Source organism: Vibrio atypicus (assembly GCF_009811315.1).
GTDB lineage: Bacteria > Pseudomonadota > Gammaproteobacteria > Enterobacterales > Vibrionaceae > Vibrio > Vibrio atypicus.
Window position 1 is genome coordinate 991,966 of the sequence record NZ_BLID01000001.1, and the last position, 16,562, is coordinate 1,008,527.

Below are 16,562 nucleotides of genomic sequence, written 5' to 3' on the forward strand. Positions count from 1 at the left end.
TTGGCTGATGAAAAAAACAGCATAAGTGGTGTATCGCTTGCCGTTTAAGGGCGACATATCAGTTGAATAAGATATGGGGTCGAAAAAGAGATATGCAATCTTCCAACTATGAAATCCTATATTTCATAGTGTTTAATCGATTTCGGGCTAAAAATTGTCCGAACAAAATCAAAATAGTAAAGGAATGTGTCAAATCGCCGATATACTTATAGCGAATGGCTCGTAGCAGGGAGATCATCAGCGGCTTTCCGGTGATGAGCGATGCCGAAATAGACAAAAACATGCTTCAAAGGGCAGAGAAACCATGAATTTCAACTCCATTAGTATAAAGCAGAAGGTTGTTGCCGGGATTACCTTCGCGGTGCTGGCTTCAACGATTATCGTCGGCGTGATGGCACAACGACAAGCACGAAGTGTTCTTGAACATCGTCTTATTGATATCGAACTACCTTCGATGCTTGAACAGATCAACGCACAAATTGACCGTGAAGTAAGCCAACTTTTATTGGCTGCTGAACAAGTAGCTAACAACGAATTTATTAAACAAGCGGTCGATACCACCTCTATTGATGCAGAAACCGAAGCGCGTTTGGTGAAGCAACTTAACAACGTGCGCAGTCAATACCAATTGAATGATGCATCAGTTGCAAATCGAAATACGGCCTACTATTGGAACCAAAACGGTTTCTTGCGCCAATTGAACCAACAACAAGACGGTTGGTTTTTCGGTTTTACTCAGTCGGGTAAACAGACGTCAGTGAGTATCTTCCAAGAAGCCAACGGTGATGTGAAGATGTTTGCTAACTATCAACTTGCTAATGGCTTGACGATGTCTGGTCTGTCTAAATCGATGGATGACATGGTGTCGCTCCTCAATGGCTTTAAGATCGAGAAAACAGGTTTTGTCTTCCTAACGGATGCGTCGGGTGATGTGCAAATTCACCGCGAAAGCAGCAAAGCGAAATCTTCATTAAACCAGCTGTACGGCCGAGAGTCGTCGGAGCTTTTGAATAAATCAGGCTTTAATCTTATTGAAGCGGAATATGAAGGTCAGCAAGTCTTTGTTGCGAGCACATATATTCCTTCAATGAACTGGTTTGTTGTCGGTGTTGTCCCTGTCGATGAAGTGTTTGCTGACTTAAACACTGTGGCGAAACAGATGATGATCACAACCGTTGTGGTTGCAGGTCTATTCATTCTGATGGGGATCTTCTTAGCAAATAGCATTGCCAGCCCAATTCGTGCCATTGCAGAACGCTTTAGCGATTTAGGCAAGGGTGATGGTGATTTGTCACAACGTATTGAAGTGAAAGGTAGCGATGAAATTGCTCAACTATCTGAAGGCTTCAATGGTTTTATCGAGAAGATCCATGAATCGATGAAAGAAGTCGCGTCAACCAGTGGTGCGCTTCAAACTGCCGCTGATGGCGTGTCGAGTAAAGCACATACGACTCACGATAACAGCCAGATGCAGCGAGATCAGACGATTCAAGTGGTGACAGCCATCAACCAAATGGGTGCGACGATCAGTGAAATTGCTTCGAACGCCGCAACGGCAGCAGAGACAGCATCACAAGCTTCAGATAACACTCAAGTGGGTCAAAACGTGGTGAACAAGGCGAAAGATGCCATTAGCCGCTTAGCATCAGATATTGAAAGCACAGGTCAAGTGGTTGAGCAGTTGGCATCGACGACTCAAGACATCGGCTCAATCCTAGATGTGATTCGCGATATCTCTGAGCAGACGAACCTATTGGCATTGAACGCAGCGATTGAAGCGGCGCGTGCCGGTGAACAAGGTCGTGGCTTCGCTGTGGTTGCGGATGAAGTGCGCAACTTAGCAAGTCGTACTGCGGATTCAACGGAAGAAATTCAGAAGATGATCAACCAGCTACAAAGCGATGCGAAAGATGCAGTATCGGCGATGGAAGCAGGAAAAGCTGTCACAGGTGAAGGGGTTTCTTCATCGGATGAAGCGGTAGAAGTGCTGATTTCTATCTCTGAGCGTATTCATGATATCTCTGATCGAAATACGCAAGTGGCGACGGCAACAGAAGAGCAGTCGACAGTGGTTCATACCATCAACCAAAACATTGAAGAGATCAACGCGATCAATGAAGTGACGACGGGAACTGCAGAAGAATTGGCAGCAGCGAGTGCAGAGCTAAAAGATCTTTCTGTTCGCCTAGACCGTATGGTAGGTAGCTTTAAGCTGTAAACTGGTTCTCTAGGCTAGAATAAATGGGGCTAAGTGGGTAAACTTAGCCCCATTATTTTTAAGTAAGATTTAGATATAGGGTCGTTGAATCATGAGTGATTTTGAAAAAGAACTAGAGCAGATGTCTCAAGAAATGGGTGATGAGCCAGAAGTGGCGCTGCCAACCATTGATGAGCAAAAAGCGATCGCAGCAGAGCTGAAAAAGCTTGAAGCGGAAGGCAAACTAACCCCTGAAGTGTTAGAAGAGTACTTTGGCAAATTCTACGCGAAGAACGACAAACCCGTTCATTAATTTGAATGATATTGTTTTTTAAAAGCCGCTTTTTGCGGCTTTTTGTTTTCATGACTTTTATTATTGGAAAATAGTGATGTTTATTGTCTACCGACTTTTAAAACTCGCGGTTATTTGCGCGCTCTTTTTTACCATCTATGATTTGATCGCTTTTGGCGAAATCACTTGGGTAACGCGCCTGCTTGCTCAGTTTTAGCTAATTCATACAAATTTATGGAAAAGTTTGAGCTCTAAACTAGAGATAACTCGTTGTTATAGCTAGGCTAACAGTATCCCTCTTAATCAAACAGAGACTTATGATGGAACAAAGGCTCTATTACTGGCTTCATCGGCTTTATATGGTGGTGCTAAAAATTGCAGCAAAAGTACTACCGATTTCAAAACCGACTCTTTTTATTGGTAAAGATGCACTAAAGCAGCTTTGCCATAGCGTCTCTATTATGGGGATTAATAAAGTGCTGGTGGTGACCGATGAAGGCATCGTTAAGCTTGGCTTTGTAAAACGGTTGGTGTTTGAATTTGAGCGAGTTGGAGTGCACTGCGAAGTGTACAGTGGTGTTTTGCCGGATCCAACGTACGACCAGGTGGATGCTGGCCTGTCCCTCTATCATAAGCACCAATGTAAGGGGGTTGTGGCGATTGGTGGAGGCTCACCCATCGATTGTGCCAAAGTAATAGCAGCCTGTGTAACAAACAAAAAACCAGTCAAGAAATTGGTTGGGTTGCTTAGAGTTTGGAAAGCACCTGCACCAATATTCGTTTTACCAACGACATCAGGCACGGGATCTGAAGTGACTGTCGCCGCGGTGGTGTCTGACCCTAAAACGCATCAGAAAACTCCTTTAATGGATCCTAAATTAGTGCCTATTGCGGCGGCATTGGATCCAAGCTTAATGTTAGCGCTGCCTGCACATATTACCGCCCAAACAGGAATGGATGCGCTGACACACGCTATTGAAGCCTATATCTCTGGTAATGCTTACGCTGAAACGGATCGTTATGCGTTGGCCGCAATAACATTGATTGATGAGAACCTAGAGAAAGCGGTCAACTTTGGTCAAAACGCAACGGCAAGACAGAACATGGCACTTGCTTCCTATTACGCAGGGCTGGCTTTCACTAAGGCAAGTTTAGGGTATGTTCACGCCATCGCACATACTCTGGGGGCGAAGTATGGTACGCCCCATGGTCTCGCCAATGCAGTAGTGCTGCCCCATGTTCTGGAGTTCTCCAAAGTTGAGGCGAAAGAGCGTTTGGCTCAACTTTCAACCACGCTAGAGCTGACAAACTCCCACGTTTCGGACTCGATTAAGGCGCAAGCTTTTATTGATTACGTGAAAGGTTTGCAGCAAAAACTAGGCTTACCTAATTCGTTTGACAATATTTTGCATGAACACGTCACCGAGCTTGCGAAACAATCCTTGCATGAAGCGCGCTGGAATTACCCGGTTCCTCGTTACATGCAGCAGCAAGAGTGCGAAGCGTTACTTTTGGCACTCACAACCAGCAAATAAAAAAGAGCCCTCATAATTGAGGGCTCTTTTATTATCAGTTAAGGCTACCAATTATCGAATTGACATGTTCAGTTATTTTACTGTCCAGCCAATGCTTTCACCGGCGCGAATTGGCACCACAATGTCCTGACCAAATGGCATTGTCTCTGCAACAGACCACTCTTCTTTGACGAGTGTAACCGTATCAGTATTGCGCGCAATACCATAGAAGTCTGGGCCGTTGTGGCTTGCGAATGCTTCTAGGTTTGCCAATTTACCTTCTAGTTCGAACACTTCTGCGTAAAGCTCCAGTGCAGCGTGCGCGGTGTAAGAGCCTGCACAGCCACAAGCTGCTTCTTTCATGCCTTTTGCATGCGGCGCAGAGTCAGTACCTAGGAAGAACTTTTTGCTACCGCTTGTTGCTGCTTCAATCAGCGCTTTTTGGTGGGTGTTGCGCTTTAGGATTGGTAAACAGTAGAAGTGAGGCTTAATGCCACCAACTAGCATGTGGTTGCGGTTGAACAGAAGGTGGTGAGCGGTAATGGTTGCAGCTACATTGTCATTGGCATTCTTAACGAAGGTAGCAGCATCAGCTGTTGTGATGTGCTCAAGGACAATCTTAAGGTTAGGGAAATCATTAACGATAGGAGCAAGAACGGTATCTAGGAACTCTTTCTCACGGTCAAAAATATCAACCTCGTGGTGAGTTACTTCGCCGTGAACGAGCAGTAGCATGCCGACTTCTTGCATCGCTTCAAGAACGTGGTAGATATTTTTCGCTGAAGTTACACCAGAATCAGAGTTTGTTGTCGCGCCCGCTGGGTAAAGCTTAGCTGCAACCACAGCACCTGATGCTTTAGCTTTGCGAATTTCATCTGGGGTTGTGTTGTCTGTTAGGTATAGCGCCATTAGCGGTTCGAATTGCTCGCTTGGCTTTTCCGCCATGATACGCTCGCGGTAGGCGAGAGCCATTTCGGTGTCTGTAACAGGTGGGATGGTATTTGGCATGATTAGCGCGCGTCCATTGTAGCGGCTAATATCTCGCACGGTATCTTTGAGGACTTCGCCATCACGAAGGTGAACATGCCAGTCATCAGGACGTGTGATCGTAAGTTGTGTCATTTATTGCTCCCACCATTAGTAAGTTGTCTAATTGGAGCCCAAACGAAGCAAAAACTGCAAAAAGCAAACGCTTACGTTTAGGCGACAGGATGATAGTGGAATCTGACTACTATTTCATCCCCTTTTTTATCGGGAGCAATTGGTTGTGCGGATTTTAAGCACTTACCGCACTAAATACTTACTTCAATGTCAGCCAAAGAGCGTGAATGCTACCTGGAAGGAAGAAGAAAATCGTTAAAATTAGGTTGATGATAAAATCTTTGTTTAGGCCTTTATCGATAAATACGGCTAGAGGCGGCAGGAAAATACACAGTAGAATCATTACCAGTTTGTTCATAAATCTTTCCTTTACTACGAGGTTCACAATGTGGCTATAACAGCAATAGCGATCATTATGGTGACCAGAGTTCCAATTTCCAATCGAGATCACCACTAAAGCAGAGTTTTCAGTGAATTCCGACAGTTACCTTCTCTTAGTATCAAAAGTGAGACGAACATCTCAACACTCTTGTCTATAAGTTCGTCAAGACAGTGAAAGCAACTTGAGTATAATGGGTGCACAATTATTCAAAGCTTAGGATTAGCAATGTCAGCTCCGACTCTCTCTCAAATCAATGTCTTTCCTGTTAAATCTGTTGGTGGAATTGCGCTTTCAAATGTCTGGGTAGAAAAACAAGGTCTTATGTTTGATCGTCGTTTTATGCTTTCGTTGTCTGATGGCTCTATGGTGACAGCGAGAAAGTTCCCGCAAATGGTATTGGTGAGCTCGACATTGACTCCAGATGGCCTGATTTTTAGCGCTGAAGGTCAACCATCGCTTCGCATTCGCTATGCGGATTTTAAAATGCAAGAAGCGCCAGCTCAGGTGTGGAAAGATAATTTTATTGCCTACACCACGACAGATGAAGCGGATGATTGGTTTACCCAAGTGATTGGCCAGCGAGTAGAACTGCTTTTCTGTGGTGAACAGTCGAACCGGATGCGTGAAAAACTAGGTCAAAATGTCAGCTTTGCTGATGGTTATCCGATGTTGGTGATCAGCGAGGCATCATTGGAAGAATTGAATCGACGTAGCCCTGAGCACCATTCGATGGACCAATTTCGCACTAATCTGGTCGTGTCAGGAACGGAGCCGTTCGCCGAAGATAGTTGGAAGCGAATTCGTATTGGAGAAGTCGAGTTTGAAGCGGTAAAACCCTGCGAGCGTTGTATTCTAACGACGGTCGATGTTAGCAAGGGAGAGTTTCGCTCAACGAAAGAGCCATTGAATACGCTCTCACAATTTCGAGCGAATGAGCTAGGCGGTGTTTTCTTTGGTCAAAACCTAGTCGCGAAAAATGAAGGCGTGATTAACCAATACGATCAAGTCGAGATCTTAGAATACAAAGAGAAAGAGTTTTATCCTGACAACACACCTGAACAGATGTTGATGACTTGTGTTGAGCGAGAAGAAATTGCGCGAGATTTTGTGACTTTTTGGTTGGAGCCTCAACAAGGTGATTTGCCAACTTACCAGCCGGGGCAGCATTTGCCGATTGAAATCAACATTAATGGGGAGCGTGTTGGGCGACGATATACACTTTCTTCCAGCCCATCTAGACCAGGTCGCTTAGCGATATCGGTTAAACGTATAGATGGCGGTCGGGTTTCAAACTGGCTAGTTGATAATCTTAAAGTAGGGGATGCTCTTTGCTGTGAAGAGCCAGATGGTAGCTTCCACCTTGGTAACAAGCAGGGGCTTCCTATGCTGCTATTATCGGCGGGTAGTGGTGTCACGCCTATGATGTCTATGCTGCGTTACCTCTCTGATCACAACCAAGTCAAGGATGTGGTGTTTTATCACCAATGTCGAAGTGTGGAAGATATTCCTTTCAAACAAGAGCTGGATGAATTAAAGCGTAAACATGACGGGCTGACAGTGATCATCTCCCTTTCTCAAGCGCCACTTGATTGGTTTGGTCTTAAAGGACGTTTGAGTCTTTCGCATCTAAAGCAGATCAAAAATCCAGATCAGCGCCAAGTGTTTGTGTGTGGGCCAGATGGCTTTATGCAAAAGGCTAAGAATTTGTTGTTAAGACAAGGCTTACCTGAGTCGTGTTACCACCAAGAAGCATTTGGTGTGGCGAAGATCAGTAAGAAAGAACCAAAAGCTGTGATGATTTCGGTTAATGGTAATGTGTTTACAGGTGATAACCAAAAGACCTTATTAGAACAAGCTGAAGATGCGGGTTTCCCTATTGCTAACAGTTGCCGAGCGGGTCTGTGTGGTGCATGTAAGGTGACCGTTGAATCAGGTAAGGTTCACCAACCAGATGTACCTGCGCTTCAAGACGATGAGCGACATATGGGAGTAGTACTTGCTTGTTGCTGCGTGCCAGAAACGGACGTTGAAATTGTAGACTGACGAACAAGTCAAAGAAGCAGAAATATGCAAGCAGCTCAGTGGGAACTGAGCTGCTTTTTTATTGTTGAGCACATTGGTTTCGGCCGCGATTTTTTGCTTCATAGAGCGCTTTATCTGCACGTCGATAGAGAGCGAAAAAGTCGTGATCGCGATTCGTGATTTGTGTAACACCACAAGAGATTGAGAATGGCGACTTGAGATTGTTGAGTGGTGAAGTGAGAAAGTCCATCCGCAGTTGTTCTGCGATCTTATACGCCCCTTGAATATCGGTGTTATCGAGAACGATGAGAAACTCCTCGCCACCAATACGACCGCAGCAGTCTTCTGAGGTGAGGTTATCTCGAATGATATCGGCGAGCTCGACAATGACTTTGTCGCCAAAATCATGCCCGTATCGGTCATTGATCTGTTTGAAGTGATCGATATCGATCACGATGCAAGAAAGAGGTAATTGATGTTCGGTTGCTGCTTGGTATGCAGAAGAGAAGTGTTGCCATAGCTTGCGGCGATTACACAGTTTGCTCAATTCATCGGTATTGGCGAGTTCTGCCAGCTTCTCACGCATGTGGACCATATCAGTAATATCAGTGGATACACCGATGAGCCCAATAACTTCTTTGCTTTCTGTTTGAACGATAGGTTTTTTAATTGCACGATAGATCCGCAAGCGTCCGTCAGGAATCGCTCGTGTTCTTTCCTCATTGATGACAGTTTGCCCAGTCTCGTAGACCATTCTGTCACTATGAAGTATGTCAGACAAAAGTTCAGACTCAAAAAAATCATAGTCTGTTTTGCCTTTGAGGTTTTCTAGCGTCGTATTGAACAACTCTAGTGTTAGCTGATTCGCATACAGGTACATGCCATCACGACTTTTGACGAACACAAATGACCCGATTTCATTCAACACGACTTCATGCAGAGTAAAATGGTCATGGTTGTATATGTCTTCAATGCACTCTAACTCGATCATTTGACCTCCCATTCCTTTGGGTTTTAGTCAATTACTGACATCTCGCATTGTTTCTAGCCAATGTTTGTTAATTCACTACAAACTTTGCCTTTATTTAACCATATACCTATTTATAGCAGACTACTTAAACCTGCTTAACATTTTGTAGGGGTTGGTGTGTCTTACGTTTGAGTTTGAGCTGCGAAAGTATTACGCCAGAGATGACTAATAAGCCACCCATAAGGTGATAGCTATGAATGGTTTCACCGAGTAGTGTCGCTGCTAGCGTTATTGCTACAACTGGCATTAAGTTCATAAACATGGCGCTAGAGTCCGCACCAATAAGGTCGATTGCTTTGACCCACATCCAAGGTGCTGCGACCGATGCGGCTAAACCAGCATAACCAATAAGAGGGATAGACTCTGTTGGTGGAAGAAGTTGATTGCTGGTTAACCAAAGCGGGGTAAGCATGATTAGCGCAAGGACGCCTTGCATATAAACCAAGGTCCAGTTTGAGAGTGGCATCTTCCATCGCTTAAGTAGAACACAGTAAGCTGCATAACATACGGAAGTGATGACCATTAGACCATCGCCAAACGAAATACCGTTATGGACAAAGAAGGTGATATCCCCTTTACCAAGCATGAAAGCTAAGCCTGCAAGGGCGATAACACCACCAACAATACTCAATGGTGAAATGGCCTTGCCCAAAACAGGAACACTCATGAACACGCTAAGTAGTGGCACTAAAGAGCTGATAAGCGCCATGTTGGAAGCCGATGTCGTTAAGCCTGCGTAGTAAGCGAGAGATTGGTTAAGTACCATGCCAAGTAAAGCGAGAAACGCGAGTTTCGCAAGGTAGGGTTTGATTGTCGGCCAGCGCTTAATCACTTTCGGTAAGCAAAAAGGAGACAAAACCAAGATGGCTAATAGCCAGCGGTAGAATGCCATGGAGCTCGGTTCAATTACCTCTGAAGCCATTTTATTGATGATCGCATTGCCGCCCCAAATGAAGACAGTAATAAGAGGTAATAGGTAGACCATGTGAATTCCATCGCAATATTTTAATGGAATGTAGTGTGACAGGTCTATATGATTGTAGATATCTGCAGAAAGACATTGGAAGTCATAGGAAGACAAGTTTGAGAAAGTCAGCGAAACATCTTCACCCATCATTATCAATTGATAAAGCACCATCAGATGTGTTTATGAATTTTGAAGCGTTTTTATCTAACACAGAAACGCGAATGCATAGCCACCCGTGGGGGCAAGTACAGCTCATTAGTGGTGGGATCTTAGAGATGGAAGCGGAAGATACGCGATTTTTAGCACCGCCACATTTGGCGATTTGGGTGCCTGCAGGGATAAAACATACCAGTTATAATCGTAAACCTCTCTCTTATTGCTCGCTCAATATCGCCCATGCGTTAACGACCAATTTCCCTGACTGTACGAGTTTAATCAAAGTGACTCCGATTGTTTCGGCCATTATTGATGACTTCCGGCAGCGTGGAATTAATGTTGCAGAGTCTGAGCAAGATAAGCGTTTGGTTCAAGTGTTGCTTGACCAAATCGCAACGCGCGATACTCAACATCACTTTCTCCCTTCTACCAGCAATAAATATTTGGCCAAAATCTTAGCTGCGGTCGAAGAGAATCCGATTGATAACACCAGTTTGTCGCAATGGGCAGATAGGGTACATACCACGGAAAGAACGTTAGCACGTCACTGCCAAGCGGAATTAGGGATGAGTTTTACAGAGTGGCGATTGAGAGTGCGTTATCTTCACTCGATGGATTTACTGCGTAAGGGGCACTCTGTTAAAGAGGTAGCGCTGACCCTAGGTTACAATCAAGCAAGTCCATTTATCGCAATGTTTAAGAAATACTCCGGGCAGACCCCGGAGCAGTATAAAAACAAACTATTATAGCTGTTTAAGTACGTGATCTAACCCGCCCACAATTGCTGCTACTTGAGCTTTGTTGCACTCTTGGTCGGTTACTTTTGGGCTGTCTGGGTATACTTCAGTTGTTGTGCCATAAGTACAACTCGTGACGCCGCCACATAAACCAAGCTTCACCATAGGGTAGTTGATCACACCGTGTTGAACGACGGCTGAGCCAATAATTTCACCGGCTTCGTCAGCAGGAGCGATGTGGGTTACTTTGCTTACCGACTCTATCACCGCGGCTTGGAAGTCTGATTGAGGGTTTTCAGTATCGCCAACGGTGTAGAAACCATCCGGAATCATACCTTCGATGTATTCAATGCCATCGCGAGCGGCCAAAGCTGGGCGGAATTCTGATTCATCGGTGTCTGTGGTTTCATGCAAGTCGATGTGGACCAAAATGTCACCTTGGATAGAGGCGACTAAAGCCATAAGGTTCGCAGACTCTTCAGCCGGGCTATCTTGATAAAATGAACGGTTTGGATCAATCGCAAGTGGATTCCAACGGTTGATGGTTTCGTATCCCCAAGGGCTTACGCAAGGCGCGACAACAATATTGAAGTGTTGAGCGTAGTTTGACATTTGAGTTTGAGCAAACTCCAGTGCGCCATGTACACCGCTAGTCTCATACCCATGAACACCACCGGTGATCAAGACAACAGGTTTCGTCACATCCCAGCTTTTGGTTTTGATACAAAACAGCGGGAAACGAGCTGGATCATAAGAAAGTGCACCGTATTGCTCTACGTCGAACTGCTTCGCTAATGCTTGAATCTTAGGCACAACTTCTTGCTGATATTCACGTTTGATGGTGGTTTGTTCACGCCAAGCGATACGCTCAGCATCGCCCCATTTTTCGCCAGGGGTACCGATAGGGTAAGTGTAAGAACTGCGCATGACCTTCGCCTTTATTGTTATTAAAAAAGTCGCTATAGCATAGAGGGCTACCTTTTATCCCGCAATGGTAAACAGAGGCTGAGACTAAGATTGACGGCCCCCTGACATCTTTTCAGTTGTGCAATCATGATTTGGTGTTACATTTGCTTACATTGATTGATGGTGCAAATTAAAGGTACTTACATGGCTGGTGCTAGCTTATTAACCTTATTGGATGACATCGCAACCGTATTGGATGATGTCGCATTGATGTCGAAAGTTGCAGCGAAGAAAACCGCAGGCGTACTAGGGGACGATTTGGCTCTAAACGCTCAACAAGTGTCAGGTGTCACTGCTGAACGTGAAATCCCGGTTGTGTGGAGTGTGGCTAAAGGCTCATTTCGTAACAAATTGATTTTAGTTCCTGCTGCTTTGCTTATTAGTGCGATCGCGCCTTGGTTGATCATGCCGTTATTACTGATTGGTGGCTTATTTCTTTGTTATGAAGGGGCAGAAAAGATCATCGAGAAACTGTTTCATCATGAAGAGAAAACCAAAGATGAAGTCGACATTGAGCCAACAGAATCGATCGAAGAGTATGAAAAGCAAAAGATAGCAGGTGCAATCCGAACCGACTTTATTCTGTCAGCAGAGATCATCGTCATCGCGCTTGGGACTGTACAAGGGCAATCAACCCTGACACAGGTGCTGGTGGTAAGCTTGATAGCCTTAGTGATGACAATTGGTGTGTATGGCTTAGTTGCGGGGATCGTTAAGCTAGATGATCTTGGTTTCTATTTAGAGCGCAAGAATCAGGGCAAAGGACTGAGTGCTTCATTAGGTAGAGGCTTGATCGCCTTTGCGCCTAAATTAATGAAAATACTGGCGGTAGTGGGTACTGCTGCGATGTTTTTGGTCGGTGGCGGTATCGTTGTTCACAATGTGCCGCTGATTCATCACTGGATAGAGCCAATCATTATGGATATTCCTAACATATCGTTAGCTAAAGCGCTGTTTCCAAGCCTACTTAATGGTTTAATTGGATTAGTGTCAGGGCTGATTGTGGTTGGATTTTTGGGCTTAATCGCAAAGATTAAAAGCCCATCTCTTTAGTCTGCTTCGGCAATCTGTTTTAGTGCGGATGTCAGCCTGTCTGTGGTTTGTGCGCCGGAAATCAGATGTCTTTGATTAATGATAATAGCGGGTACCGCATTGATGCCCGCTTCTAACCATTGTTGTTCAGTCGAAGCTACCGTTTCTGCCCAGCCTGAGTCATTAAGGACTTGCTTCGCGACATCAATATCTAACTCTGCTTCTAGGGCACATTGCAGTAATACTTCTTCTTGGCTAATGTCTTTGTTGTCGCTGAAATAGGCGTAAAACAGCGATAGTTGCAGATCAAACTGTTTACCTTCACTCGAAGCCCACATTAACAGTTGATGCGCTTTTCTGGTGTTGTAGATACGCATTTCGTCCGAAAAGTGAAATTCAAATCCTACTTCTTTACCTAGGTTTGTTAGGGTCTCTCGCGCGGAAATACTGGCTTCTTCTGTCGTGCCATATTTTTCATGAAGGTGTTCTCGTAAGTTTTGTCCCTCGCTTCCCATTGCAGGGTTGAGCTCAAAAGGGTGCCAATGAATATCAGCTTCTATTTCGTTGGAAAGAGCGCTAAGAGCCTGTTCCAGTCGCTTGTAGCCGATAATGCACCACGGGCAAACTACATCAGAAACAATATCAATACGAACCTTATCCATTTTTACATCCTTAAATAGCCTTCTAGACAGTATAGCGGTGTGCTGGATGAGATTTTACTAATTGGCTCACTAATTAGGAATTTCTACGCCCAAAGACTACTACGGGAAAAAGGTATGATTAGGGGGATAAGGTTTCGTTATTGCTTTTGGTAAGATGGAACCATGATGCTACGGAAGGTAGCAATAGAAAAACAATATAGGAAATTGTCATGTCTCTCTCTGCAGCAACGGATGTTATCTTGCATGCTTTTGACTGGCCTTACACATTAGTCGCGCAACGAGCGGAGCAGATCGCTCAAGCGGGTTACAAAACCGTATTGGTGTCTCCACCGTTGAAGTCTTTAAAATATGAGACGGGCAGTCAATGGTGGCAGCGTTATCAGCCACAGGATTATCGAGTGATTGATAATCAGCTTGGCAATACTGATGATCTCAAAGCAATGATCGCCGTGCTCGATGAGTGGGGCATTGGGGTTTATGCGGATGTGGTGTTTAATCACATGGCGAATGAGTCTTCGATCCGCCGCGATCTACAATATCCGAACCAGCAGGATATGAAAGCCTACGACAACGATAAGGATTACTACGAGCAGCAGAGATTGTTTGGCGACCTCGCACAGCCATTGTTCGACCAAAATGACTTTGTAGAAGCGTTTGGTATCAGTGATTGGGAAGATAAATGGCAAGTGCAAAATGGTCGCATAACGGGTGGCCCTTCGGATCCAGGTCTGCCAACACTACGAGTGTGTGACAATGTCATTGCTCAGCAGCAAAGTTACTTGATTGCATTAAAGCAACTGGGTGTGAAAGGATTTCGTATTGATGCAGCTAAACACATGACGTTAGAGCATCTACAGCGTGTTTGGACGAAAGAAATCTGTCACGATGTCCATATCTTCGGTGAGATCATCACGAGCGGCGGCGCAACGAAGCCAGAATATGAATTGTTCCTTGAACCATTTCTCGCTCACACACGTTTTGGTGCTTATGACTTTCCATTGTTTCAGATGATATTTGATGCCCTGGACACCAAAGGCAGCTTAAAAAGTCTGGTTGACCCGTATTGTTTTGGCCAAGCGTTATCAGAAAAGCGAGCGATTACTTTCGCTATCACCCATGATATTCCGAACAATGATGTGTTCGCCGATTTGGTAATGGACGAGGCCTCGGAATGGTTAGCATACAGTTATATCTTAGGGCGAGACGGCGGTGTGCCTCTGATTTACACCGATCTCGATACCAGTGGTATAACTAATGAGCGGGGAGAACCTCGTTGGCTTGAAGCGTGGAAGGACTCTAAATTAGTCGCCGCAATTGGCTTTCATAACCGATTGCATGGACAGCCGATGAAAGTCATCGAAGCGTCCGATGATCTGCTTATTTTTAGCCGAGGTAGCCGAGGTATCGTGGTCATCAATAAATCAAAACGAGCTCAAACGGTAGAGCTAGAACTAAATGGTGATTGGCGAGAAGTTTTGCTCAATAAGCAGTATTTTTCGTCGAAGGGGCGAGTCGAAATATCAGTGCCAAGCATGAGCAGCATGATGCTACTTAAAAGTGAATAAAAGAAAAGGCGCAGAAGAAATTCAGCGCCTTTTTTAATGGATAGTGATTGCGGTTTAAACAGTGAACTTGTTGAGAATTGCATCTTGTTCACGAATGTTTTCGGTTTGTGCTTGCATCGCAATATTGGCGTTCTCAGCAGAGTCAGCAACCTGAGTTGAAAGGTCTTTGATTTTCACTGTGTTGTTGTTGATCTCTTCAGCAACCAAGCTTTGCTCTTCCGCGGCTGAAGCGATTTGAATGTTCATATCGCTAATTCGCTGAATGGCATCGCGAATACTATCAAGCGCCACATTCGCTTCTTGAGCGCGTGCCACTGCATCAGTTGCGGTGGTTTTACTCATGTTCATCGCATTGGCAACTGAGCTTGCGCCTGCTTGGAGTTGTTCAATCATATTGCGGATTTCAGTGGTCGATTCTTGAGTTCGTTGTGCTAAGGTTCGAACTTCATCTGCAACCACGGCAAAGCCTCGGCCTGATTCACCGGCGCGCGCAGCCTCAATGGCAGCGTTGAGTGCAAGCAGGTTGGTTTGGTCAGCGATGTCATTGATTACTTTCAAAATGGTCTCAATGTTATCGGTTGCCGATTCAAGGACCTTCACTTCTTCAACCGCTTCATCAATTTTTTGCGATAGATTGTCGATGGCACCTGTGGTGTCACTCACGACCGTAGAGCCTAAGCTGGTGGCGTCATCGGCTTCTTTTGCTGCCGCTGCGGCACCTTGCGCATTGTTTGCTACTTCGCCAGATGTGGTCGCCATTTCGTGCATTGCTGTCGCTAACTGTTCTAGCTCATGTAATTGATCTTGCATGGCGGCGGCGGATTCTTGCAAACCTGCCGAAGTCATCTCTGAGCCTCGTAAGATTTCAGAACCAATCGCTTTAGATTGGGTGATTAATTGTTGTAGTGTTCCGGTAAATTCATTGAATCCAGAAGCTAAGACGGAGAACTCTTTGTCTGTGTTCGTTTCAAGGCGTTTGGTTAAGTCCCCTTGGCCGGAGGCAACATCTTGAATAGCGTCATTTAGGGTACTCAATGGTGTCATCAGCGCGCGAATTAGCATGAGTAAAACAAACACACTAATAACCAAAGCGATAAGGGTGTAGAGGATGGAGCTGTTGCGTAGATCAGCAAGAGACTGATAGGCCACTTCTTCATCCAAGATTACGCCGATATACCAATCTTCCCCTGGCACTTTTGAGAAGTCGAGGGTAAAGGGCTTATTATCAAGAATGACTTGCTGAGGCTCTTCCTTAATCGGCGTGTTGCCAAGGAAGTCTTTCATTGGTGCACCATTTAGCTCTGTTTTTGGGTGAGCGATGGTTGTTCCATCTCCTGAAACGATGAATACGTAACCCGCATTAAACAGTTGAACTCGGTTAACTAACTCAGCCAATGCAGCCAGGCTTACATCATAGAAAATAGCCCCAATGAATTGACCTTTATCTCGTACTGGAGTCGCGATAGAAATAAGGATTTCACCTGTTCCTGAGTCTGCGTAGGGCGCCGTTATAATCAAGTTGCCAGAGTTTTTAGCGTCGATGTACCAAGGTCTTACTCTAGGGTCCCAACTTGTTCCAGGAGTCCAAGTGGGATCATTACCTATGTGAGAGCCATCTTTCTCGAATCCTATACCAGCAAGCAAGAATGTGTTTTTTATGACAGGGCGAGTGATGACAGATTCTATCGCTTCAGGGGAGAGATCAGTTTCTAGCATGCTGGTGGCGTACGCAGCGATTGCTTTCCGACTGTTCAGTTCTGAAGCTGTGGTGTCTCGAACCCCATCAACAATTTCATTTACGCTCGAGGTGACCTGAGAGCGTATCTCTGTTTGAACCGTATGATATTGTTGAAGTGTTAGCAAAGTAACGGTGACGAGAAGTAGCGCCGTGGAGGCGGCGACAATCTTATGGCTGAATTTCATCAAGAACCCCTATCTA

14 protein-coding genes are annotated in these 16,562 nt (G+C 45.1%); 7 read left to right on the plus strand and 7 right to left on the minus strand.

Translation table 11 applies throughout. The annotated features are described in order from the left end of the window. Nucleotides 1–304: 304 nt before the first annotated feature. The 3 genes from GVO60_RS04365 to GVO60_RS04375 all read left to right on the plus strand — a co-directional run bounded on the left by GVO60_RS04365 (nt 305) and on the right by GVO60_RS04375 (nt 4,024). The gene (locus GVO60_RS04365; RefSeq protein ID WP_159651360.1) at nt 305–2,218 is read left to right on the plus strand and encodes a methyl-accepting chemotaxis protein; all 1,914 of its coding nucleotides are present in this window, start codon (nt 305–307) and stop codon (nt 2,216–2,218) included. 91 nt (nt 2,219–2,309) lie between these two features. Further along, a complete protein-coding gene (locus GVO60_RS04370; protein ID WP_159651361.1) occupies nt 2,310–2,510 on the plus strand; it encodes a restriction endonuclease subunit S in 201 nt (66 codons plus the stop codon). 299 nt (nt 2,511–2,809) lie between these two features. After that, on the plus strand, nt 2,810–4,024 hold the full coding sequence (locus GVO60_RS04375) for an iron-containing alcohol dehydrogenase (protein ID WP_159651445.1): 1,215 nt from the start codon (nt 2,810–2,812) through the stop codon (nt 4,022–4,024). Between the two features lie 72 nt (nt 4,025–4,096). Here GVO60_RS04375 and pyrC read toward each other — a convergent pair whose 3' ends face one another. Together pyrC and GVO60_RS04385 are read right to left on the minus strand one after the other, a co-directional pair. Continuing rightward, nucleotides 4,097–5,125 carry a dihydroorotase gene (gene pyrC, locus GVO60_RS04380; protein ID WP_159651362.1) on the minus strand — a complete coding sequence of 343 codons (1,029 nt, stop codon included), beginning with the start codon at nt 5,123–5,125 and terminating at the stop codon, nt 4,097–4,099. Between the two features lie 178 nt (nt 5,126–5,303). Continuing rightward, nucleotides 5,304–5,462, minus strand: coding sequence for a YqaE/Pmp3 family membrane protein (locus GVO60_RS04385; RefSeq protein ID WP_159651363.1), 159 nt, complete (start codon nt 5,460–5,462; stop codon nt 5,304–5,306). Between the two features lie 249 nt (nt 5,463–5,711). Here GVO60_RS04385 and GVO60_RS04390 point away from each other — a divergent pair, with 249 nt between their 5' ends. After that, nucleotides 5,712–7,529, plus strand: a complete 1,818-nt coding sequence (locus GVO60_RS04390) for a hybrid-cluster NAD(P)-dependent oxidoreductase (protein WP_159651364.1) — start codon at nt 5,712–5,714, stop codon at nt 7,527–7,529. Between the two features lie 58 nt (nt 7,530–7,587). Here the strand turns inward: GVO60_RS04390 and GVO60_RS04395 are convergent, their stop codons facing one another. Together GVO60_RS04395 and GVO60_RS04400 are read right to left on the minus strand one after the other, a co-directional pair. After that, a complete protein-coding gene (locus GVO60_RS04395) occupies nt 7,588–8,499 on the minus strand; it encodes a sensor domain-containing diguanylate cyclase (protein ID WP_159651365.1) in 912 nt (303 codons plus the stop codon). 124 nt (nt 8,500–8,623) lie between these two features. Further along, a complete protein-coding gene (locus GVO60_RS04400; RefSeq protein ID WP_159651366.1) occupies nt 8,624–9,523 on the minus strand; it encodes a DMT family transporter in 900 nt (299 codons plus the stop codon). Between the two features lie 98 nt (nt 9,524–9,621). On the opposite strand from GVO60_RS04400, the gene GVO60_RS04405 reads away from it, so the two are divergent. Next, nucleotides 9,622–10,410 (plus strand): AraC family transcriptional regulator, encoded by a 789-nt coding sequence (locus tag GVO60_RS04405; RefSeq protein WP_159651367.1) that lies wholly within the window; start codon nt 9,622–9,624, stop codon nt 10,408–10,410. On the opposite strand, the gene GVO60_RS04410 is transcribed toward GVO60_RS04405, so the two are convergent. Then, the gene (locus GVO60_RS04410) at nt 10,405–11,325 is read right to left on the minus strand and encodes a M14 family metallopeptidase (protein ID WP_159651368.1); all 921 of its coding nucleotides are present in this window, start codon (nt 11,323–11,325) and stop codon (nt 10,405–10,407) included. The two genes, GVO60_RS04405 and GVO60_RS04410, sit on opposite strands and share 6 nt — an antisense overlap. 183 nt (nt 11,326–11,508) lie before the next feature. Between GVO60_RS04410 and GVO60_RS04415 the strand changes: the two genes are divergently transcribed. Further along, the gene (locus GVO60_RS04415) at nt 11,509–12,417 is read left to right on the plus strand and encodes a DUF808 domain-containing protein (RefSeq protein WP_159651369.1); all 909 of its coding nucleotides are present in this window, start codon (nt 11,509–11,511) and stop codon (nt 12,415–12,417) included. On the opposite strand, the gene GVO60_RS04420 is transcribed toward GVO60_RS04415, so the two are convergent. Beyond that, a complete protein-coding gene (locus tag GVO60_RS04420; protein ID WP_159651370.1) occupies nt 12,414–13,058 on the minus strand; it encodes a DsbA family oxidoreductase in 645 nt (214 codons plus the stop codon). The two genes, GVO60_RS04415 and GVO60_RS04420, sit on opposite strands and share 4 nt — an antisense overlap. 209 nt (nt 13,059–13,267) lie before the next feature. On the opposite strand from GVO60_RS04420, the gene GVO60_RS04425 reads away from it, so the two are divergent. After that, nucleotides 13,268–14,623 (plus strand): alpha-amylase family glycosyl hydrolase, encoded by a 1,356-nt coding sequence (locus tag GVO60_RS04425; RefSeq protein WP_159651371.1) that lies wholly within the window; start codon nt 13,268–13,270, stop codon nt 14,621–14,623. A 54-nt stretch (nt 14,624–14,677) separates the two neighbouring features. Here GVO60_RS04425 and GVO60_RS04430 read toward each other — a convergent pair whose 3' ends face one another. Further along, nucleotides 14,678–16,546 (minus strand): methyl-accepting chemotaxis protein, encoded by a 1,869-nt coding sequence (locus GVO60_RS04430; protein ID WP_159651372.1) that lies wholly within the window; start codon nt 16,544–16,546, stop codon nt 14,678–14,680. Nucleotides 16,547–16,562: the final 16 nt, after the last annotated feature.